Source organism: Pseudomonas sp. DVZ6 (assembly GCF_024259445.1).
Classification (GTDB): domain Bacteria; phylum Pseudomonadota; class Gammaproteobacteria; order Pseudomonadales; family Pseudomonadaceae; genus Aquipseudomonas; species Aquipseudomonas peradeniyensis.
In genome coordinates this window covers 74,112-96,121 of sequence record NZ_JANCLM010000020.1, presented here as the reverse complement: position 1 = coordinate 96,121, position 22,010 = coordinate 74,112, and the positions used below count along the sequence as shown (strand labels likewise).

Sequence of the window (22,010 nt, the reverse complement as noted above, 5' to 3'; positions counted from 1 at the left end):
TTATCAACCTCTGGACAAATGTCGATCAAACCGTTCATCGGCACGGGTAATCAGGCTTCCATAAAATCTACGCTCATTGATGCCAGCCTTGTCCCCCGCAACGAGCAGCAACGCGGAGCGCGAACGATCGAAAGCGAATGCGACTGGCCATACACCGCCATCTGCGTTGAACCTCAACTCTTTCATGTTCGAATGCCTCGAGCCCTTCAGCGTGTCCACATGTGGACGCCCCAATGCGGGGCCAAAATGCTTGAGCAGATGGAGCTGCGCCAGCAATTCATTCTGTACCACCTCGGTCAACACCTGCAGCTCGGCATTGAACTCCCGGCACATTCCAATAGACCACCCCATTAAAATACCTCTAAGGGAATATTCCCTCAAGCGCATATCAAGATTCTTCGAGAAGAAATCCTGAACATCTGCAAGATGCCTCGATAGCAGGTACTTCAACGTCTCAACGTAATATTTACGCTTGATTTTCGCGTGAAATTTCCTACAGCCCAGTGATTAGCACTGGCCAAACGCCGCCCCAGATGGGAACCTTTCCCTCCACGGAGACGTCCACTCCCCTGCAACCCGCTTCGGTTCAGGGCTGGTTTCACCTGCTTCACGAGCCCGACGGGGTTCGGCTCATGGCCTGATGCCGCGCATCGGGCTGCTGCTCGCGACCACGCTGCCCGCCGCCAGGAATGGCCGGCCACACGGGGGTGTGATCGCCGACTATAAAAAAGGAGTCCGCCTGTGGCTGCACGCTACGGAAAAGGGCTGTTGGGATGGGCCGCCGTGCTCGTCATCCTGGCCCTGCTGGTCCACTGGATCGGCATCGACACAATCGATCGCTACCGCGACGATCTTGGGTTCTACCTGCAAGCGCACCTGGTCCTGGTGCTGGCTTCGATGGCGGCGGCGCTGGCCGTGGGCATCCCCGCCGGCATTGCCTTGAGTCGACCGCACCGGGTCGACAAGGCCGAGCGCTTCATGCAGTTTTTCAACGTTGGCAACACCATTCCTCCCCTGGCCGTCCTGGCCATCGCCCTGAGTATCCTGGGCATCGGCGCGGGTCCTGCGATCTTCGCGCTGTTCCTCGCCTCCCTGCTGCCCATCGTGCGCAATACCTACGAGGGCCTGAAAAACGTCCCCGCCTCGCTCAAGGAAGCCGCCACCGGCATCGGCATGACCCCGCGCCAGCAACTGTGGCAGGTGGAGTTGCCCAATGCCGTGCCGATCATCGTCGGCGGGGTGCGCGTGGCCCTGGCGCTGAACGTCGGTACCGCGCCGCTGGCGTTTTTGATCGGCGCCAACAGCCTGGGCAGCCTGATCTTCCCCGGCATCGCCCTGAACAACCAGCCGCAGCTGTTGCTGGGCGCCGCGTGTACCGCGCTGCTGGCCCTGGCGCTCGACGCGCTGGTGAGTTTCTCCAGCAAGCGCTGGCTGGAACGTGGCCTGGCCCGATAACGAGAGGGAAACCATGAAGAAGACAATCGCCCTGTTGCTGGGCGCGGTCCTGCTATGCGCAGGCTTTGCCCAGGCGGCGGAAAAACCGCTGATCCGCATCGGCGCGCGGGTGTTCACCGAACAGACCGTGCTCGCCGAAATCACCGCCCAGTACCTGCGCGCCAACGGCTTCGACGTGCGGGTGACCGCCGGCCTTGGCAGCAACATCGCCCGCCAGGCCCAGGAAACCGGTCAGCTCGACCTGATGTGGGAATACACCGGGGTCTCGCTGGTGTCCTACAACCATATCGACGAACGCATGCCCAGCGCCGAGGCCACCTACGCCCGGGTCAAAAAACTCGACGCAGAAAAAGGACTGGTCTGGCTGACTCCGTCGAAATTCAGCAACACCTACGCCCTGGGGCTGCCCAGGCAGGTTGCCGCAGCCTATCCGCAGGTCAACACCATCAGCGATCTAAACCAGGTGCTGCGTAACGAGCCCGGCCGCAACCACCTGGTGGCGCTGGACACCGAGTTCGCCAACCGCCCCGATGGCCTGGTCGGCCTGCGCGAGATGTACGGGCTGCCCCTGGACCGGCGCAACATCCGCCAGATGGATGGCGGCCTGGTCTACACGGCGATGCGCAACAACCAGGTGTTCGCCGGCCTGGTCTACACCACCGATGGGCGCCTGGACGCCTTCGACCTCAAGCTGCTGGAAGACGACAAGCACTATTTCCCCGACTACACCGCAGCGCCCGTGCTGCGCAAGGCAGTGCTCGACGCCCACCCGCAACTGGCCACCCTGCTCGAGCCGCTGGCCAATCAGCTCGACGACCAGACCATGCGCAAGCTCAACGCCCAGGTCGATGTCGAGCATCAGAGCCCGACCGTGGTCGCCGCGGCATTCCTGCGTGAGCATTCACTCGGCGAGGTACAACCATGAACCTGCTCGACACCTTTGCCCACCTCGACTGGGCGCAGGTCCTGCAACTGACCTGGCAGCACATCATGCTGGTCGGCATCGCGGTGAGCCTGGCCATCATCGTCGGCGTGCCGCTGGGCATCCTGATGACCCGCTTCCCGGTGTTCGCCGGCCCCCTGCAGGCCAGCGCCACGGTGTTGCTGACCATCCCCTCGATTGCCCTGTTCGGCCTGCTGCTGCCGTTCTATTCGAAGTTCGGCCAGGGCCTGGGACCGCTACCGGCGATCACCGCCGTGTTCCTTTATTCACTGCTGCCGATCCTGCGCAACACCTACCTGGCCCTGACCAACGTCGAACCGGGCATCCGCGAGGCCGCACGCGGCATCGGCATGACCTTCGGCCAGCGCCTGCGCATGGTCGAGTTGCCCATCGCCGTGCCGGTGATCCTCGCCGGCGTGCGCACTGCCGTGGTGATGAACATCGGCGTGATGACCATCGCCGCGACCATCGGCGCCGGCGGCCTGGGCGTGCTCATCCTCACCGCCATCAGCCGCAGCGACATGTCGATGCTGCTGGTCGGCGCCGTGCTGGTCAGCCTGCTGGCGATCATCGCTGACCTGCTCCTGCAAACCCTGCAACGTGCCCTGACTCCGGAAGGACTGCGCCCATGATCGAACTGAAGAACCTCAGCAAGACCTTCAACGTCAACGGCAAGGACGTCAAAGCCGTCGACGCGGTCAACCTCACCGTCAACGAAGGCGAAATCTGCGTGTTCCTCGGCCCCTCGGGCTGCGGCAAGAGCACCACGCTGAAGATGATCAACCGCCTGATCACCCCGACCGCCGGCCAGGTGTTCATCAATGGCGAGGACACCAGCGCGCTGGACGAAGTGACCCTGCGCCGGCATATCGGCTACGTGATCCAGCAGATCGGCCTGTTCCCGAACATGACCATCGAGGAGAACATCACCGTGGTGCCACGCCTGCTCGGCTGGGACAAGCAGCGCTGCCACGACCGCGCCCGCGAGCTGATGCACATGATCAAGCTCGAGCCCAAGCAGTACCTGCAGCGCTACCCACGCGAGCTCTCCGGCGGCCAGCAGCAGCGCATCGGCGTGATCCGCGCCCTGGCCGCCGAGGCGCCGGTGCTGCTGATGGACGAGCCGTTCGGCGCGGTCGACCCGATCAACCGCGAGATGATCCAGAACGAGTTCTTCGAGATGCAGCGGGCACTGAACAAGACCGTGATCATGGTCAGCCACGACATCGACGAGGCCATCAAGCTGGGCGACAAGATCGCCATCTTCCGCGCAGGCCGGCTGCTGCAGCTGGATCACCCGGACACCTTGCTGGCCCATCCGGTGGACGATTTCGTCAGCAACTTCGTCGGCCAGGACAGCACGCTCAAGCGCCTGCTGCTGGTCCGCGCCGAGGATGCCGCGGACAACGCGCCATCGGTGAGCCCGGAAACAGCGGTGAGCGACGCGCTGGAACTGCTGGACGAGCATGACCGCCGCTACGTGGTGGTCACCGATGGGCAGAACAAGGCGCTGGGTTATGTGCGCAGGCGCGACATGCACCGCCAGCAGGGGACGTGCGGGGATTTCCTGCGGACGTTCAATGCCACCGCGGCCCATGACGAGCACTTGCGCATCCTGCTGTCGCGGATGTACGAGTTCAACCGGGCATGGTTGCCGGTGCTGGATGCCGAAGGGATGTTCTTGGGGGAGGTGACGCAGGAGTCGATTGCGGCGTACCTGAGCTCGGGCAGGTCGCGGGGCGGCAAGACCAGTATCGTGTCGCCTGCCGAGGCAGTGGCCTCCTGATAGAAAGCCGGGGGCGCTTTGCGCCCCTTTCGCGACACAAGGCCGCTCCTACAGGGGACCGCATTCCATTGTAGGAGCGGCCTTGTGCCGCGAAAGGACCGCAAAGCGGTCCCATTCAGAATCCTACACTGGCCTGCACATAGAACGTGCGCGGCTCACCCACATAGATCCCGGCATTGTTATCGCTGGAACGGGTGAAGTACTGCTTGTCGAAGAGGTTCTTCACCCCCGCCGCCAGCTTCAGGTTCGACAGCTGCGGCCCGAAGTCATAGCCGCCACGGGCATGCCAGGTCACGTACCCCGGAATATCGCCATACTGACCGTCAGCACTCGGCTCGGTAATGTAGTCACCGTTGAAGCTGCCGTTGGCATTGATCCCGGTCCCCGGCGCTCGCTGCTTGGATTGGGCGTAGGCATCCAGGTTCCAGGTCCAGCGGTTGACGGCGTAACGCAGCCCGGCAGTGGCTACCTGGCGCGAGTAGAACGGCAGGTCGCGCCCCTTGAAGCCGGGAATCTCCCCTTCATAGGTAGCGCGGGTGTAGGTGTAGCCACCATTGACCGACAGGCCTTCCAGGCGCGGGTCGAGCCCGGCCAGGTCATAGCGCACCGAGGCCTCGATGCCCTGGTGCTTGGTCGCCCCCAGGTTGGTCCAGCCGACGTCGTTGCTGATGTACTGCAGCTCGTCGTCGAAGTCGATGTAGAACGCGGTCAGCTCACCGGCAAAACCGCCGTTGTCATAGCGCGTACCCACCTCGTAGGTCTTGGCTTTCTCCGGCTCCAGGCCATTGGCCGTGCTGTTGCCGGTACCGCCCTGGCCCAGCTGGAAATACTGCAGGCTGCCGAACGAGGTCTCGTAGTTGGCGAACAGCTTCCAGGCGTCGGACATGTGGTACATCACGCTCAGCGCCGGCAGCGGTTCGTTGCTGGTGATGCTGCGGTTCTTCTCCGGCACCGGGCGGTAGTTGGCGTCCGGCACCGGACGGTCGCGCCAGTCGGTGTTGATGTGCTCGAAGCGGATGCCCGGGGTGATGGTCCAGTTGCCGACGTCGATCTTGTCGTCGATGTAGTAGGCGCTGGCCTCGGTGCCGCCGCTGCGGTCCTGGAACACATGGCCGTCGGAGGTCGGGGTGACGGTGGGCACGTTGTCGACCAGGGCCAGGCGCGTGGATTGCTCGCGCATGGCTTCCTTCAGGTAGCGATAGCCGACGCTGACTTCCTGGGTGGTCGGGCCGACGAAGAAGATCCGCGACAGGCGTGGCTCGATGGCGAAGGTGTGGTAGTTGCGCGGGTACGACGACAGGGTCTTCATGTCGCGCGCGGCGATGGCGCTGCCACGGAAGCTGTCGGTGTAGTAGGTCAGCACCTCGAACTGGGTGGCGTCGTCGATCTGGCGCAGCCACTTGAACGACACGTCCTTGCGCCGGCCACTGAAGTAGTCGTAGTCGCGCACCGACTGGTAGGGGTCGTGATCGTACTGGGCCTGGGTCAGCCCGCCAGGCATGTCGGCACGGCCGTCGTAGTAGTGGAAGTTGAGCCAGAACTCGTCGACATCGGTCGGTGCCCAGTGGGTCTTGAGCATCACGTCGTCGATATCGTTGTCGTTGTTGCTGCTGCGGTAGCCGTCACCGTTCACGCCGGTGTACAGCAGCGCCACGCCCATGCCGTTATCGGCGGTGCCACCGACGAAGGCCGATTCGGTATGTTTCCAGCCGCCATGGCGGGAAGTCTCCAGGGTGGTGGACAACTCGCCGGTCGCCTTCTCGGGAATCGCCCGGGTCACGAAGTTGATCACCCCGCCGACGTTCTGCGGTCCGTAGCGCACGGAACCGGCGCCGCGTACCACATCGATGCTGTCGAGGTTGCCCGAGGAGATCGGCGCCATCGACAGCTGCGGCTGGCCGTAAGGGGCGAAGGCCGCCGGGATGCCGTCGATCAGCACGGTCGAACGCGGCGACAGGCGCGAGGTAAGGCCGCGCACGCCGACGTTCAGCGACAGGTCGCTGCCGCCGGTGCCGTTGGAGTCCTGCACCTGCACGCCCGGAATGCCGCGCAGGGCGTCGCGCACGTTCATCGTGCCCTTCTCCACCATCGCTTCGCGGCGCACCACGGTGCGCGCGCCAGGATGGTTCTGCACCACGCTCTGCTGGGCGTCGCCCAGCCAGTCACCGACCACTTTCACATCGGTGGGCGCCAGCTCCAGGCTGCCGCTGGTCAGGCTGCCGGCGGCCTGGGCCGGCTTGACCACCACGGTGTCCGCGGACTGCTCGAAGGTCAGCCCGCTGCCTTGCAGCAGTTGCTGCAGGGCCTGCTCCGGCGCCAGGTTGCCGGACACCGCCGGGGCCTGCTTGCCGTCCACCAGCTCGGGGCTGAAGAACAGTTGCAGGTTGGTCTGCTGGCCAAGCTGCTTGAGCGCGCCCGCCAGCGGCTGGGCCTGGATCTGGATGGTATCGGCGTAGCTGTTGCCAGCGGCGGCGCTGACCGCCAGGGCAAGCGCCAGGCGGCGCAGCTGGAGAAGGGGCTTATTGTTGTTCACGTCTTCGAGAGGTCCTGAGAGTCGGGATAAACGCCAACCGCATGCAAATGTAAATGCTTGGCAGTTGCAGCTGGCGGGGAAGACGAACGAACGGAAAAAAACCTGAATTTATTTCAGAACAATTTCGCTGGAGCCATCCGGACGGGTGTTCACCTGCACCGGCAGGATGCTTGGCAACGCCCGCAGCAGCGCGTCCGGGTCATCGGTGCTGAAGGTGCTCGACAGGCGTAGCGCGGCGGCCTTGCCGGGTGCCACATGCAGCGGCTGGGCGCGATAGCGCGAGACCTCCGCCACCACCTCGCTCAGCGGCGCGTTGTCGAACACCAGCTTGCCCTGGCGCCAGGCGGTCACGGCGTTGGCGTCGACTACATAGGGCGCGGCGACCTTACCCTGGGCGTCGATGTGCGAACCCTGCCCGGCACCGAGCAGCGCCAGCGACTCGGCCGCGCCCTGCACCTTCACCGAACCCTGCTCCACCGCCACGCGGGTGCTGGTCGGCTCCTGGCGCACATCGAAGCGGGTGCCGGTGACGGTGACCTCGCCCTGTGCGGTGCTCACCACGAATGGTCGGCCACTGTCGTGGGCAACGATGAACATCGCCTCGCCCGCAGCCAGGCGCACATGGCGACGCCCCGAAGAGAACATCACCTGCACCTGGGTGGCACTGTTGAGTTCCAGCCGTGATCCGTCCGGCAATTCGACCTGACGCCGCTCGCCCAGGGCTGTAGTCAACGTGTCCTGATGGTTGAGCTGCTGATACTGCCAACCCGTCCAGCCCAGCCCCAGCGCGACCACCGCCACGCCGGCCGCCAATGCCTGGCGCAGCAGGCGGCGGCGTGGGAGCTGGCGCACCGGCTCGGGCTGGCACAGCGCTTCGAGGCGTTGTCGGGGGATGAAATCGGCGGCGCGCCACAGCTGCACCAGGCGCTGGTATTCCTCGCGATGGCGTGGGTGCTGCGCCAGCCATGCCTGCAAGGCCTGCTGCACGGCGCTGTCATGCGGCGCTTCCTGGGCCCGGGCAAACCAGCTGGCCGCCTGCTCGCCCACGGGATCGGGCGCATGCTGTCTGATCAATGGGCTCTCCTGACTCATCTGGCCGACACATCCAAGTGCTCACGCAGATGTCGGAGCGTGCGGATCATATACTTTTCGACCATGTTCTTGGTCAAACCCATGCGCTCGGCGATCTCGGCCTGGGTCAGGCCCTCGAGCTTCTGCCAGATGAACACCCGGCGGCAGTTCAGCGGCAGTTCGGCCAGCGCCCGCTCGACGCTGTCGGCCAGTTCCAGGGCATGCACGTAGGCCTCCGGGTCGCTGCCATGCGTGGCGCCGTCGGCGAACGCCTCAAGTTCCAGCGCCTGGCGACGGTCCTCGCGGCGAAAGCCATCGACGGCGATGTTGCGGGCGGTCTGGTGCAGGTAGGCACGCGGCTGCTCGACCTGCTCGTTGGGGTTTTCCAGAACCCGGACAAAGGCGTCGTGAGCGAGGTCCTCGGCCTGCTGACGACTGCGCAACTTGCGCGTCCAGGTGCCGATCAGCTCATGGTAGTGGTCGAGGAAGCCTTTGTGTCCGGACACGTTCGGGGTCGTCAGGGAGGCAGATGAGGTCGCGAATAGTAATTCTTCTCATCAATGACGGCAATCGGCCCAGTCCTGAGCCGACCAAGGGTGGTTTCCGGTGTCGGTAACAAAAAATTTATGGCGATTTCGAAAAAAAAGACGGGCGTCCTGCGTGGCCATAAATATGAACACTCCGGGCCCCTTCGCGGGCAAGCCCTCTCCCACAGAAAAACGCCCACCCCCTGTGGGAGCAGGCTTGCCCGAGAAGGGGTCAGTACAGTCCATTCCACAATTATTTACGCTTGCCAAAGCCTGGGGAACATCTACCAGCCATGAGGGTCGGTTACTCAGGTAACAGCTCATCGATCCACGGCGAAACCACCGGGTTCGCCTGTTGATCTTGCGGTTTTCACGCCCTAAAGTGCGCGCCGAACGTCCATGCTGGAAACGATCCATCCGGCTCAAGTACTGACGACGAGACAGCAAGGTCACCCGCCGCCCTTTTCCGGCCCAGTTGACCTTTTTGCTTTCGGCGACATGCCTTGGGAAGTAGGCGAACCAAAGTGGGGATACGGAGGACGTTCAGTTTGCTGCCACTTATCTTTTCAGTTTGCCCATGGAGCCCTTGAGCATGTCGATCCAGGTCGAAGACTACTTTGCGCGTGACACCTTCCAGAAAATGAAGGCGTTCGCCGACAAGCAGGAAACCCCGTTCGTACTCATCGATACCCAGATGATCAGCCAGGCCTATGACGACCTGCGCGCCGGTTTCGAGTTCGCCAAGGTCTACTACGCGGTCAAGGCCAACCCGGCGGTCGAGATCATCGACCTGCTCAAGGAAAAAGGCTCGAGCTTCGACATCGCCTCGATCTACGAGCTGGACAAGGTGCTGGGCCGTGGCGTCAGCGCCGATCGCATCAGCTACGGCAACACCATCAAGAAGTCCAAGGACATCCGCTACTTCTTCGAGAAGGGCGTGCGCCTGTACGCCACTGACTCCGAAGCGGACCTGCGCAACATCGCCAAGGCCGCGCCGGGTTCGAAAGTCTATGTGCGCATCCTCACCGAAGGCTCCACCACCGCCGACTGGCCGCTGTCGCGCAAGTTCGGCTGCCAGACCGACATGGCCATGGACCTGCTGATCCTCGCCCGCGACCTGGGCCTGGTACCCTACGGCATCTCCTTCCACGTAGGCTCCCAGCAGCGCGACATCAGCGTGTGGGACGCGGCCATCGCCAAGGTCAAGGTGATCTTCGAGCGCCTGAAGGAAGAAGACGGCATCGAACTGAAGCTGATCAACATGGGCGGTGGCTTCCCGGCCAACTACATCACCCGCACCAACAGCCTCGAGACCTATGCCGAAGAAATCATCCGCTTCCTCAAGGAAGACTTCGGCGACGACCTGCCGGAAATCATCCTCGAGCCAGGCCGTTCGCTGATCGCCAACGCCGGCATCCTGGTCAGTGAAGTGGTGCTGGTGGCGCGCAAGTCGCGTACCGCCGTCGAGCGTTGGGTCTATACCGATGTGGGCAAGTTCTCCGGCCTGATCGAAACCATGGACGAGTCCATCAAGTTCCCGATCTGGACCGAGAAGAAAGGCGAGATGGAAGAAGTAGTGATCGCCGGCCCGACCTGCGACAGCGCCGATATCATGTACGAGAACTACAAGTACGGCCTGCCGCTGAACCTGGCCATCGGCGACCGCCTGTACTGGCTGTCCACCGGTGCCTACACCACCAGCTACAGCGCGGTGGAGTTCAACGGCTTCCCGCCGCTGAAGGCCTACTACCTGTAATGCACAACGGGGCCGCAAGGCCCCGTTTTCATTTGCCGCCCTGCCCCGCTCTGTAGGAGCGGCCTTGTGCCGCGAAAGGGCCGCGCAGCGGCCCCGGCGATTGATGCGTCAACGCTGAAAACCTGGGGCCGCTGCGCGGCCCTTTCGCGGCACAAGGCCGCTCCTACAGGGGTGGCGCCGGCCTTCGTTCGATCTCCTCGGCATAGCGCGCCGCATGGGCCATCAGCGCCGGCCCCGCCCCCTGCAACGTCACCAGCGCACTGCGCAGGAAATTCAGGTTGCCCTCGACCCTGGCCCGCTCCAGCCAAGGCCCGGCCTCGCCGATTTCCCCGCGCTCGACCAGCACCAGCGCCAGGCTGAACATCCCGCGAAAATCCCCGGCCTCGGCCGAACGCCGATACCAGCGCACCGCCCGGGCAGGACTCGGCGCGGTGGCGATGCCCTGCTCCAGGTAGCGCCCATACAGGTTCATCGACTTGGCATGCCCCAGCTGCGCGGCCTTCTCGTAGCACATCAACGCCTGGGCCTGGTCGGCCGGCACCCCGCGCCCGGTGGCCAACAGGTTGGCCAGGTTGTACATCCCCCAGTCCAGGCCGGCGTCGGCCGCACGGGCATAGTGAATGGCCGCCTGCGCGAGCTCCACCTCGCCACCCCAGCCGTGCTCCAGGCAACGGCCGAGCATGTTGTGCGCCATGGCGCTGCCACCCTGGGCGGCGATGGCGAACCAACGGCGGGCCACGCCGGCATCCTCTTCGATACCGCGCCCATCGAGCAGGATCTGCCCAAGCAACAATTGCGCCTCGACCACCCCCTGCCCCGCCGCCGCCAGGATTGCCTGGGCGGCCTGGCCCGGACTGTGTTCGAGCATCGCCTGCAACCCGGCAACATCCACCACATCTTCACGACGCAACTGATAGGACACGGCTCAGACCTCGGCCCAGCGGCGCAACAGGTTGTGATAGGTGCCGGTCAGTTGCAGCAGCGACGGATGCTCGGGCACATCGGCGGTGAGCTGGCGGATCGCGTTGTCCATCTCGAACAGCAAGGTGCGCTGGCTGTCCTCGCGCACCAGGCTCTGGGTCCAGAAGAACGCCGCATAGCGCGCCCCGCGAGTGACCGGGTTGACCTTGTGCAGGCTGGTGCCGGGGTACAGCACCAGGTCGCCGGCGGCCAGCTTGACCTCGCGCACGCCAAAGGTGTCCTGAATCACCAGCTCGCCGCCGTCGTAGCTGTCCGGATCGCTGAGGAACAGCGTCGAGGACAGGTCGGTACGCACCCGCTCCGGGCTGCCCTTGGGCTGGCGCAGGGCGTTGTCGATGTGGAAATCAAAATTGCCCCCTTCGCGGTAGCAGTTGATCAGCGGCGGGAACACCTTGTGTGGCAGGGCCGCCGACATGAACAACGGGTTGCGCCACAGCCGCTCGATCAGCGCATTGCCGATCTCCTTGGCCAGCGCATGGCCCTCGGGCAACTGCAGGTTGTGCTTGGCCTTGGCCGACTGGTACCCCGCGGTGATCTTGCCGTCTGCCCAGTCGGCCTGCTCCAGGGCCTCGCGAATGCGCGAGATCTCGTCGGCGTCGAACAGCCCGGGAATATGAAGCAGCATGGCGGCGGCACCAGGTATGACTGAAGGAGCGCCAATGATATTGATTCCCTTTTACCTACCACAAGCCCTTTATCCATGGCACGACGGATGAGACCGTAAAAACCGTAAGGCGAAATTGTAAAGAATGTAAATTTATGGCGAATGTAAACGCTTCTCAATTGTTCGTTACAATCACTTACATTATGCTCCGCGGCCTTCATACCTTGGGGAAGGTCTACAACAATGCGTCACGTGCCATCTGCTGTGAGTTCACCACGTCTGCTCGCCTCCGCCATCGGCATGGCGATCACCGCCACCTCGGCCTATGCCGCCGACCCGGCCGCCATTACCGCCATCACCCTGGACGCCACCAGCGTCAATGGCAAGGCCGAACAGGCAAGCACCGAGTACAAGGTCGACAAGGCCTCGTCGCAGAAGTACACCGCGCCGCTGGTGGACACCCCACGGTCGGTCACCGTGATCCCGCAGCAGGTGATCAAGGACACCAACGCCATGTCCCTGCAGGATGCTCTGCGCACCGTGCCGGGTATCACCTTCGGTGCCGGTGAAGGCGGTAACCCGCAAGGCGACCGTCCCTTCATCCGTGGCTTCGACGCCCAGGGCGACACCTACCTGGACGGCGTGCGCGACACGGGTGCCCAGACCCGCGAAATCTTCGCCATCGAGTCTGTCGAAGTGGCCAAGGGGCCGAACTCGGCGGTCGGTGGCCGTGGCGCCGCAGGCGGCACCATCAACCTGGTGAGCAAGCGCGCGCACCTGGGCAACTCGCTGGACGGCGCCTGGACCTGGGGCAGCGACCAGACCCAACGCTACACCTTCGACGGCAACTACCAGTTCAGCGACAGCGTTGCCGGGCGCCTGAACCTGATGACCCACGAAAGCAATGTCGCCGGTCGCGACAAGGTCAACTACGACCGCTGGGGCATCGCCCCCTCGCTGGCCTTCGGCCTGGGTACACCAACCCGCGTCAACCTCGACTACTACCACCTGGAAAGCGACGACCTGCCGGACTCCGGCATCCCCTACAGCGTGCCCCGTGCAGGCAGCACCGCACGGACTTCGGCGCATCCGGACAAGCCGGTCGACGGTGGCGACAGCGACAACTTCTACGGCCTGACCGGACGCGACTTCCGTAAGACCCGTGTCGATATCGCGACCTTCGCCATCGAGCACGACCTGACCGACACGCTGACCATCAAGAACACCCTGCGCCACGGCAACAGCATGCAGGACTACGTGCTGACCCAGCCCGACGACAGCGCCGGCAACGTCAACAACAACGGTGTCTGGCGTCGCGCCAACAGCCGTGTGGGCAACACCGCCACCACCACCAACCAGACCGACCTGTTCGGCGAGTTCTACCTGGGCGGCCTGAAGAACAGCTTCTCCACCGGCGTCGAGTTCACCAAGGAAGAGTCCGACCGCCAGAGCTACACCGTTACCCCCAACAGCAAGCTCATCTGCACCGGCCCGGGCAGCGGCGGCAGCTGCACCTCGCTGGACAACCCGAACCCGGACGACAACTGGGTCGGCACGGTCGAGCGCAACTACGCCGGCACCAGGACCAACAGCAAGACTCGCGCACTCTATGTGTTCGACACCCTGGAGCTGACCCCGCAGTGGCTGCTGAACATGGGCCTGCGCTATGACCACTTCGACACCGATTACCGTGGCTACAATGCCGACGGCAGTACCGCGGTGAGCAGCAAGGGCGTACCCGCCAAAGGCTCGGACACCAGCGAGTTCATCACCGGCCAGCTGGGCCTGGTGTGGAAACCGGCGGACAACGGCAGCATCTATGTGTCCTACGCCACCTCCGCCACGCCGCCTGGCGCCATGCTCGGCGAGGGCACCGAAGGCAACCCACTGGGCAACACCACCGACCGTTCCGGCAACCTGCTGGGCAGTGACATGGAGCCGGAAGAGACCACCAACTACGAGCTCGGCACCAAGTGGGACCTGCTCGACCAGCGCCTGTCCCTGGCTGCGGCACTGTTCCGCACCGAGAAGGAGAACGCCCGGGTCCAGGTCAACACCAACACCTACGAGAACGTCGGTGAAACCCGTGTGCAAGGCATCGAGCTGTCGGCCAGCGGCAAGCTGACCGACAAGTGGCAGGTGTTCGCCGGCTACACCTACATGCAGGCCCGCCAGATCGACGGTGGCCCGCTGGGCAAGGCGAACGACGGCAACCAGTTGCCCAACACGCCGAACAACAGCGCCAGCCTGTGGACCACCTACCAGCTGACGCCGAAGCTGACTGTCGGCGGCGGCGCCTTCTATGTGGATGACGTCTACGGCAGTGTGGCCAACACCACCATGGTCGACAGCTACGTACGCTACGACGCCATGGCCGCCTACAAGCTGACCAAGAACATCGACCTGCAGCTGAACGTGCAGAACCTTACCAACGAGGTCTACTACGACAAGGCGTACTCCACCCACTTCGCCAACCAGGCGGCAGGGCGCACGGCGTTGCTGACCACCAGCGTGCACTTCTGATGTAAGCGGCGCCTGCACTGGCCTCTTCGCGGGTAAACCCGCTCCCACAGGTTCGCCACCGCTCTGAAGGTCAGTGCTGTACCTGTGGGAGCGGGCTTGCCCGCGAAGAGGCCGGCACAGGACACCCCGCCCCGTTCATTCCCGTGAACGGGGCGTTTGCGTACCAAGGCATAATGCACGCCGCGCAGTTGCTGGCGGCAATACAAGGTGATCGATGTGGTGAAGAAGACGCTGTTCCAATTGCACTGGTTCTTTGGCATCACCGCCGGCCTGGTGCTGGCGCTGATGGGCGTGACCGGCGCGATCTGGTCGTTCCAGGAAGAACTGCTGCGCGCGTTCAACGCCGAGGTGCTCAAGGTCGAGGTACGCCAGGAAGGCGTGCTGCCGCCGGCCGAGCTGGTGCGCCGGGTCGAGGCCGCGCAAGGCGACAAGGTCTCCATGCTTTGGGTCGATACCCGCGAGGGCAACGCCGCACGGATCTTCTTCACCCCCGCCCCCGGCGAGCGACGCGGTGCGCTGCGCTACGCCGACCCGTACACCGGCGAGCTCAAAGGTGATGTAGCCGGGCTGGGCTTCTTCAACCTCATGCTCAACCTGCACCGGTTCCTGGCCATGGGCGACACAGGCCGGCAGATCACCGGTGCCTGCACCCTGATGCTGATCTTCTTCTGCCTCTCCGGGCTGTACCTGCGCTGGCCGCGCAAGGCACTGAACTGGCGGACCTGGCTGACGCTGGACTGGGCGAAGAAAGGCCGTGCCTTCAACTGGGACCTGCACGCGGTGTTCGGCACCTGGTGCCTGGTGTTCTACCTGCTGTTCGCCCTGACCGGGCTGTTCTGGTCCTACGAGTGGTACCGCGAAGGCCTCAATCGCCTGCTGGCCGACCAGCCTGCGGCGGGCGAGCAGAAGCGTGGCGAAGGCCGCGGCGGTCGCCATGGCCCGCCCAAGGTGGACAAGAACGCCCCGCCACTGGTGGTCGACTATGACGCCATCTGGACCAATCTCAAGGCCGCGGCAGGCCCCGGCCTGTCCACCTACAACCTGCGCCTGCCGCCGGCCGGCGGGCAACCGGCAACCCTGTTCTACCTGCTGCAGGGCGCCGACCACGAGCGCGCCCTGAACACCCTCACCCTCGACCCGGCCACCGGCCAGGTCAAGCGTCACGAGCGCTACACCGACAAGTCGTTCAAGGCCCAGTTGCTGCAGAGCGTCTACGCCCTGCACGTGGGCAGCTACTTCGGCCTGCCGGGGCGAATCATCGTCACCCTCGCCAGCCTGACCATGCCGCTGTTCTTCGTCACCGGCTGGCTGCTGTACCTCGACCGCCGGCGCAAGAAGCGCCAGGTCCGCGCCGCCCGTGGCGCGGTGGCCGCTCAGGCGAACGACGGCGACAGCTGGCTGATCGGTTTCGCCAGCCAGAGCGGCTTTGCCGAGCAGCTCGCCTGGCAGAGCGCCGGCCAACTTCAAGCCGCCGGCTTGCCGGTGCAGGTACGCCCGCTGGCCGAACTGGGCGAGGCCGAATTGCGCCAGGCCAACCGCGCGCTGTTCGTGGTCAGCACCTTCGGCGACGGCGAGGCCCCGGACAGCGCCCGTGGCTTCGAGCGCAAGGTGCTCGGCCAACCTTGGCCGCTGGATCACCTGGACTTCGCCCTGCTGGCCCTGGGCGACCGCCAGTACCCGCACTTCTGCGGCTTCGCCCGCCGGCTCCAGGCCTGGCTCGGCGAACGCGGCGCCACCTGCGCCTTCAGCCCGGTGGAGGTGGACAACGCCGACCCCGCCGCGCTGCAGCTGTGGCAACAGGAACTGACGCAATTCACTGGCGCCCGCCCGGTCGCCGCCTGGCAGCCGCCGAGCTTCGGCAACTGGCAACTGTTGCGCCGCGAACGGATCAACCCGGGCAGCCAGGGCGCGCCGGTCTACCTGTTGGGCCTTCAGGCAGTAGCGCCGACGACCTGGGAAGCCGGCGACCTGATCGAGATCCTGCCGCGCAACGGCCAGCCTCGTGTCGATGCCTTCCTTGCCGGCCTGGGCCTCGACCCAGGCAGCCCGGTGCAGCTCGACGACCTGCAGGAAACCCTGGTGCAGGCCCTGGCCACCCGCCAGTTGCCGGTCAGCCGCGAACACCTGGTCGGACTGCATGCCCAGGCACTGGTCGATGCCCTGATCCCGCTCACCGCCCGTGAATACTCGATTGCCTCCATCGCCAGCGATGGCGTGCTGGAGCTGATCGTGCGACAGGAACGCCACGCCGATGGCAACCTCGGCCTGGGCTCCGGCTGGCTGACCGAATACCTGCCGCTGCAAGGCAGCGTCAGCGCGCGCCTGCGTCGCAATAGCGGTTTCCATTTGCCCTCCGAGTCGGCGCCCTTGGTAATGATCGGCAATGGCACCGGCCTGGCCGGTCTGCGCAGCCTGCTCAAGGCCCGGATTGCCGGGGGCGAACAACGCAACTGGCTACTGTTCGGCGAACGCAACCGGGCGCACGATCTGCTGTGCGGTGAGGAACTGCAAGGCTGGGTGGAAAGCGGCGATCTGCAACGACTGGACCTGGCGTTTTCGCGGGACCAGGCCGAGAAAATCTATGTGCAGGACGTGCTGTTGCAGCAGGCCGCCGAGTTCAAGCGCTGGGTGGATGACGGCGCTTGCGTGTATGTCTGTGGGAGCCTGCAAGGGATGGCTGCCGGGGTGGATGCGGCGTTGCAGGGGATGCTGGGTGAAGCTGTCGTGCAGCAGTTGATCGAGGATGGGCGATATCGGCGAGATGTGTATTGAACAGTCACATCCCTGGGGGCGCGTTGCGCCCCTTTCGCGGCACAAGGCCGCTCCTACATGGGGTTGCGATCTCCTGTAGGAGCGGCCTTGTGCCGCGAAAGCGCCTCATGACCTTCAGTGCAATTCGAAGGTATCGGCATCCAGGTTCGCCGGGAACCGCGCCCGGTACGCTGCCAGCTCCGCAGCCCGCAGCACCACGGTGAACACCCCGTCGGCCTCACCCGCGCTCAGCAGGCTCTCGCCCTGGAAGTCCAGCACCTGGCTGTCGCCGGAATAGGCGAAGCCCTTGCCATCGGTGCCCACCCGGTTCACCGCCGCGACGAAGCACAGGTTCTCGATGCCCCGCGCCGGCAGCAGGCGGTTCCAGTGCAGGCGCCGCGCCGCCGGCCAGTTGGCGGTGTACAGCAGCAAGTCGGTGTCCTGGGCGTCGCGGCTCCACACCGGGAAGCGCAGGTCGTAGCAGATCAGCGGGCGGATCCGCCAACCCTTGAGCTCGAACTGCACCTGGCGCTCGCCCGGGGTGTAGTGCTTGTGCTCGCCGGCCATGCGGAACAGGTGGCGTTTGTCGTAGTGCAGGATCTCACCGTCGGGCCGTGCCCACAGCAGGCGGTTGCGGTGGCTGCCGTCGGCGGCCTGGATGATCACGCTGCCGGTGATCACCGCGTTGGCTTTCTTGGCCTGGGCCTTGAGCCACTTGTAGGTCGGGCCGTTTTCAGGCTCCGCCAGGCGTTCGGACTCCATCGAGAAACCGGTGGTGAACATTTCCGGCAGGACCACCAGGTCCACCTCGCCGGCCTGCCCGATCAGTTCCTCGAAGTGCGCATAGTTGGCCTCGCGGTCGTGCCAGGCCAGGGTGGTCTGCACCAGGGCGATTTTCAGGTTCGGCAGTTGGCTCAGATCGCGCATAGTTTTTCCGCTGCCTGGCGCAGCGTCTCCTCGCGTTTGGCAAAGCACAGGCGCACCAGGCGTTGCTCGGGGATGGGTTGCTGGTAGAACACCGACACCGGGATGCTGGCCACGCCATGCTCACGGGTCAGCCACAGGGCCATGTCGACATCGTTCAGGTCGGGCCGGATCTGCGAATAGTCCACCAGTTGGAAATAGGTGCCCGGCGTACGGGTGAAGGTGAAACGCGAAGCCTGCAGCAGGTCGCAGAACAGATCGCGCTTGGCCTGGTAGAAGGCCGGCAGCTCGTCGATATGCTCGGGGTGCTCGGCCATGAAGTCGGCCAGGGCGCACTGCAAGGGGGTCACGCCGCAGAAGTTGACGTACTGGTGCACCTTGCGCAGTTCCGCGCTGAGGGCCGGCGGGGCAACCACATAGCCAGTCTTCCAGCCGGTGACGTGGTAGGTCTTGCCGAACGAGCTGACCACGAACGCCCGCGAATAGAGCTGCGGGTGGGCCAGCACGCTGGCATGGCGCACGCCGTCGTAGATCAGATGCTCGTAGACCTCGTCGCTGATCAGGTAGATATCGCGGTCACCGATCAGCCTGGCCAGTTGGTCCAGATCGTCGCGGCTGATCAGCGCGCCGCTGGGATTGTGCGGCGAGTTGAGGATGACCATGCGCGTGCGCGGGCTCAGGGCATCGCTGAATTTCTGCCAGTCGATGCCGAAGCTGCCGTCGGTCAGTGGCACATGCACGCAGCGCCCGCCGGCCAGTTCCACGGACGGCTCGTAGCTGTCGTAGCTGGGGTCGAAGACGATCACCTCGTCGCCGGCATGGATGACCGCCTGGATGGCGCAGAAGATCGCCTCGGTGGCACCGGGGGTGATGGTCACTTCCTGGTCGGCATCGACATTCGCGCCGTACAGCCGGGTAATCTTCGCCGCCACCTGCTGACGCAGTGCCGGCAGGCCGGTCATGGGCGAGTACTGGTTGTGCCCGGCGGCCACATGGCGACCGACGGCATCGAGCAAGGCCTGGGGGCCGTTGAAGTCAGGGAAGCCCTGGGAGAGGTTGAGCGCACCGGTCTGCATGGCCAGTTGCGACATGGTGGTGAAGATGGTCGTGCCGACGTTCGGCAGTTTGCTGCGGATCATGGAGCCCTCTTTCCTGGGGTTTGTCCGGCACGGGGTTGGGTCCGAGCATAGCGGATCGAGCAGTCAGGAAAAAGGTTGAAACAATAGGGGGATTGCGGTGGGTCAACGTGTAGGGGGAGATCAGGATTTACGCACATCCCTGTAGGAGCGGCCTTGTGCCGCGAAAGGGCTGCAAAGCAGCCCCGGCTTCCTTGCAGCGCATTCTGAACCCTGGGGCTGCTACGCAGCCCTTTCGCGGCTCAAGGCCGCTCCTACAGGGGGCGCACGGCCTGGGAAGGCACGCCAAGCGGTTGTTAACGCTTGTCGCGCCGCTTCTTCTCGGCCTTCTTGTGATGCGACATCAGGCGGCGCTTCTTGTTGACCTGGCGATCGGTGAGGGTGTTCTTCTTGCCCTCGAAGGGGTTGTCACCACCCTTGTACTCGATGCGGATCGGCGTGCCGACCAGCTTGAGCACCCGGCGGTAGGTGTTCTCCAGGTAACGCGAGTAGGAGTTGGGGATCTTGTCGGTCTGGTTGCCGTGGATCACGATCAGCGGCGGGTTGGCGCCACCGAGGTGGGCATAGCGCAGCTTGATCCGGCGACCGTTGACCAGCGGCGGCTGGTGCACGCTGATGGCGTCTTCGAGGATCTGTGTCAGGCGGCTGGTCGGCCAGCGGGTGACCGCCGACTTGAACGCGGCCTGCACCGACTTGTACAGGTGGCCCACGCCGGTGCCGTGCAGCGCCGAGATGAAGTGGATGTCGGCGAAGTCGACGAAGAACAGCCGGCGTTCCAGCTCGGTCTTCACGTAGTCGCGCTCACCCGACTCCATGCCGTCCCACTTGTTCAGGGCGATGACCACGGCGCGGCCGGCGTCCAGGGCGAAGCCCAGCAGGTTGAGGTCGTGGTCGACCACGCCTTCGCGGGCGTCCATGACGAAGATCACCACGTTGGCGTCCTTGATCGCCTGCAGGGTCTTCACCACCGAGAACTTCTCGACTTCCTCGTGGATCTTGCCGCGCTTGCGCACGCCGGCGGTGTCGATGAAGGTGTACTTCTCGCCATCACGCTCGAACGGGATGTAGATACTGTCGCGGGTGGTGCCCGGCTGGTCGTACACCACCACGCGCTCTTCGCCGAGCATGCGGTTGACCAGGGTCGACTTGCCCACGTTGGGGCGGCCGATGATGGCGATCTTGATACCGTCTTTCTCGCTCGGGCCGGGGATGCGCGTGGCTTCCTCGCCTTCGGCGACATCCTCGTCGAGGGCTTCTTCCTCGGGATCACGGGGAATATGGCCGAGCAGCGACTCCATCAGGGCGTTGATACCACGGCCCTGGGAGCCCGCCACCGGAATGGCGTTGCCCATGCCCAGCGGCGAGAACTCGGCGCGGGCGATATCGGGGTCGATGTTGTCGATCTTGTTGGCGACCAGGATCGCTTCCTTGTTCCGCTTGCGCAGGTGATCGGCGATCATCTGGTCGGCGGCGGTCATGCCGGCACGGGCATCGACCAGGAACAGCACGTAGTCGGCTTCCTCGATGGCCATCAGCGACTGCTCGGCCATCTTCTCGTCCATGCCCACTTCGTCACCGGTGATACCGCCGGTGTCGATGAGGATGTAGGAACGACCCTGCCAGCTGGCATCGCCGTACTGGCGGTCACGGGTCAGGCCCGACAGGTCACCGACGATGGCGTCGCGGGTCTTGGTCAGGCGGTTGAACATGGTGGATTTACCGACGTTCGGCCGGCCCACCAGGGCGATTACGGGAACCATGCGGCTCTCCACTCTTGAATTCTTGAAAATGCAAAGGCCGCTGCAAGGCAGCGGCCGGAGTTCGGGCGGCGCTTCATGCGCCGCGGCCTGAGCCCGCGAGCGAGCTCAAGCATAGCTTCAGCGGATGGTCAGTGCCTCGAGCTTGCCGCTGTTGCCGAAGACGTAGATGGTGTCGCCGACCACCAGGGGTCGGGCGCGCAGGCCATCGCTGTCGATACGCTCACGGCCGACGAAGCGGCCATCGACCTGGCTGAGCAGGTGCAGGTAACCCTCGAAGTCGCCCACCGCCACATAGCTGGAGAACACTTCCGGCGCCGACAGCTGACGGCGAGCCATCGAGTCGTTGCTCCACAGCGAGCTGGAGGAACGCTCGTCGACGCTTTGCACGGTACCCGACGCTTCGCTTACGTAGACGTTGCCGAAGCCCTGGGCGACACCCACGTAGCTGGAGGCATCGCGCTGCCACAGCACGCGACCGCTTTCCAGCTCCAGGCCGGCGACGCGACCCTGGTAGGTGCCGACGTACAGGGTACCACCGGACAGCAGCAGGCCGCCGTCGATGTCCACCACCCGGTCCAGCTCGGAACGGCCCTGCGGAATCGCCACGCGGCTCTCCCACACCGGCACGCCGTTGCTGATGTCGACCGCCACCACCTTGCCGGTGGACAGGCCGGCCACGGCCAGGCGGTTGGTCACCACCGGCGCGCCGGTGCCGCGCAGGGTCAGCACGGCCGGGCTGTTCTCGTAGATCCAGCGACGGTCGCCGGTGGCGGCGTCGAAGCCGACCAGACGGTCGTCCTGGGTCTGTACCACCACCACGTCGCCGTTGTTGGCCGGCGGCGCCAGCACTTCGCTGCTGACGCGCGAGCGCCAGCGCTCCTCGCCGGTGCTGGAATCCAGGGCGATGACCTCGCCTTTGAGGGTACCCAGCATGACCAGGCCGTAGCCCACGCCCACGGCGCCGGAAACCGGCAGCTCGAGGTCCTTCTTCCACACCACGTCGCCGGTGATGCGGTTCAGCGCGAAGACCTCGCCGTTGACGTCGGAGGCGTAGATGCGGTCGTTCTCGATGGCCGGTACCAGGGTGTTGTAGGTCTCACCCTGGCCGTCACCGATCGAACGGCTCCACTGCTTCTTCAGCACCACTTCCTCGGTGAACTTGGTCAGCTCGGCCGGGGGCAGTTCCTTCTTGCTGTTGCTGCTGCAACCCGCCGCCAGCACGGCGAGGGTGAGCACTGCTGCTTGTTTCCAACCCTTCAC

The 22,010-nt window shown here is 64.7% G+C and carries 17 protein-coding genes; 7 read left to right on the top strand and 10 right to left on the bottom strand.

The window, feature by feature from the left end:
- Positions 1-3 precede the first annotated feature (3 nt).
- Positions 4-450: a type II toxin-antitoxin system RelE/ParE family toxin gene (locus NMG10_RS13730; RefSeq protein ID WP_254464535.1), complete on the bottom strand. Its 447-nt coding sequence runs from the start codon at positions 448-450 to the stop codon at positions 4-6.
- Positions 451-741: 291 nt separating this feature from the next.
- Here NMG10_RS13730 and NMG10_RS13725 point away from each other — a divergent pair, with 291 nt between their 5' ends.
- From NMG10_RS13725 to NMG10_RS13710, 4 genes are read left to right on the top strand one after another with little or no spacing between them, the layout of a single operon-like run.
- Positions 742-1,455: an ABC transporter permease gene (locus tag NMG10_RS13725; RefSeq protein ID WP_046854270.1), complete on the top strand. Its 714-nt coding sequence runs from the start codon at positions 742-744 to the stop codon at positions 1,453-1,455.
- Positions 1,456-1,468: 13 nt separating this feature from the next.
- Positions 1,469-2,380, top strand: coding sequence for a glycine betaine ABC transporter substrate-binding protein (locus NMG10_RS13720; RefSeq protein WP_254464534.1), 912 nt, complete (start codon positions 1,469-1,471; stop codon positions 2,378-2,380).
- Entirely contained in the window at positions 2,377-3,030 is a 654-nt protein-coding gene (locus tag NMG10_RS13715) for an ABC transporter permease (RefSeq protein WP_203650748.1), read from the top strand. The genes NMG10_RS13720 and NMG10_RS13715 overlap by 4 nt, the downstream gene beginning before the upstream one ends.
- Positions 3,027-4,184 (top strand): betaine/proline/choline family ABC transporter ATP-binding protein, encoded by a 1,158-nt coding sequence (locus tag NMG10_RS13710; protein WP_254464533.1) that lies wholly within the window; start codon positions 3,027-3,029, stop codon positions 4,182-4,184. The genes NMG10_RS13715 and NMG10_RS13710 overlap by 4 nt, the downstream gene beginning before the upstream one ends.
- 115 nt (positions 4,185-4,299) lie before the next feature.
- Here NMG10_RS13710 and NMG10_RS13705 read toward each other — a convergent pair whose 3' ends face one another.
- The 3 genes from NMG10_RS13705 to NMG10_RS13695 form a co-directional block, all read right to left on the bottom strand.
- Positions 4,300-6,717, bottom strand: a complete 2,418-nt coding sequence (locus tag NMG10_RS13705; RefSeq protein WP_254464532.1) for a TonB-dependent siderophore receptor — start codon at positions 6,715-6,717, stop codon at positions 4,300-4,302.
- 108 nt (positions 6,718-6,825) lie between these two features.
- Positions 6,826-7,788 carry a FecR family protein gene (locus NMG10_RS13700; RefSeq protein ID WP_254464537.1) on the bottom strand — a complete coding sequence of 321 codons (963 nt, stop codon included), beginning with the start codon at positions 7,786-7,788 and terminating at the stop codon, positions 6,826-6,828.
- Positions 7,789-7,805: 17 nt separating this feature from the next.
- Entirely contained in the window at positions 7,806-8,294 is a 489-nt protein-coding gene (locus NMG10_RS13695; RefSeq protein ID WP_254464531.1) for a sigma-70 family RNA polymerase sigma factor, read from the bottom strand.
- A 613-nt stretch (positions 8,295-8,907) separates the two neighbouring features.
- Between NMG10_RS13695 and NMG10_RS13690 the strand changes: the two genes are divergently transcribed.
- Entirely contained in the window at positions 8,908-10,071 is a 1,164-nt protein-coding gene (locus tag NMG10_RS13690) for a type III PLP-dependent enzyme (RefSeq protein WP_254464530.1), read from the top strand.
- 163 nt (positions 10,072-10,234) lie between these two features.
- Here NMG10_RS13690 and NMG10_RS13685 read toward each other — a convergent pair whose 3' ends face one another.
- A complete protein-coding gene (locus tag NMG10_RS13685; RefSeq protein ID WP_254464529.1) occupies positions 10,235-10,993 on the bottom strand; it encodes a tetratricopeptide repeat protein in 759 nt (252 codons plus the stop codon).
- Positions 10,994-10,996: 3 nt separating this feature from the next.
- A complete protein-coding gene (locus NMG10_RS13680; RefSeq protein WP_232855669.1) occupies positions 10,997-11,677 on the bottom strand; it encodes a Fe2+-dependent dioxygenase in 681 nt (226 codons plus the stop codon).
- Between the two features lie 222 nt (positions 11,678-11,899).
- Between NMG10_RS13680 and NMG10_RS13675 the strand changes: the two genes are divergently transcribed.
- Together NMG10_RS13675 and NMG10_RS13670 are read left to right on the top strand one after the other, a co-directional pair.
- Positions 11,900-14,179 (top strand): TonB-dependent siderophore receptor, encoded by a 2,280-nt coding sequence (locus NMG10_RS13675; RefSeq protein WP_254464528.1) that lies wholly within the window; start codon positions 11,900-11,902, stop codon positions 14,177-14,179.
- A gap of 216 nt (positions 14,180-14,395) precedes the next feature.
- Complete coding sequence (locus tag NMG10_RS13670; protein WP_254464527.1) at positions 14,396-16,951, top strand: sulfite reductase flavoprotein subunit alpha; 2,556 nt, start codon at positions 14,396-14,398, stop codon at positions 16,949-16,951.
- Between the two features lie 114 nt (positions 16,952-17,065).
- On the opposite strand, the gene NMG10_RS13665 is transcribed toward NMG10_RS13670, so the two are convergent.
- From NMG10_RS13665 to bamB, 4 genes are all read right to left on the bottom strand, one after another.
- A complete protein-coding gene (locus tag NMG10_RS13665; protein WP_254464526.1) occupies positions 17,066-17,857 on the bottom strand; it encodes an amidohydrolase in 792 nt (263 codons plus the stop codon).
- Positions 17,845-18,993 carry a pyridoxal phosphate-dependent aminotransferase gene (locus tag NMG10_RS13660; protein ID WP_203650726.1) on the bottom strand — a complete coding sequence of 383 codons (1,149 nt, stop codon included), beginning with the start codon at positions 18,991-18,993 and terminating at the stop codon, positions 17,845-17,847. The genes NMG10_RS13665 and NMG10_RS13660 overlap by 13 nt, the downstream gene beginning before the upstream one ends.
- A gap of 293 nt (positions 18,994-19,286) precedes the next feature.
- Positions 19,287-20,750, bottom strand: coding sequence for a ribosome biogenesis GTPase Der (gene der / locus NMG10_RS13655; protein WP_203650724.1), 1,464 nt, complete (start codon positions 20,748-20,750; stop codon positions 19,287-19,289).
- 117 nt (positions 20,751-20,867) lie between these two features.
- On the bottom strand, positions 20,868-22,010 hold the full coding sequence (gene bamB / locus NMG10_RS13650; RefSeq protein WP_186712887.1) for an outer membrane protein assembly factor BamB: 1,143 nt from the start codon (positions 22,008-22,010) through the stop codon (positions 20,868-20,870).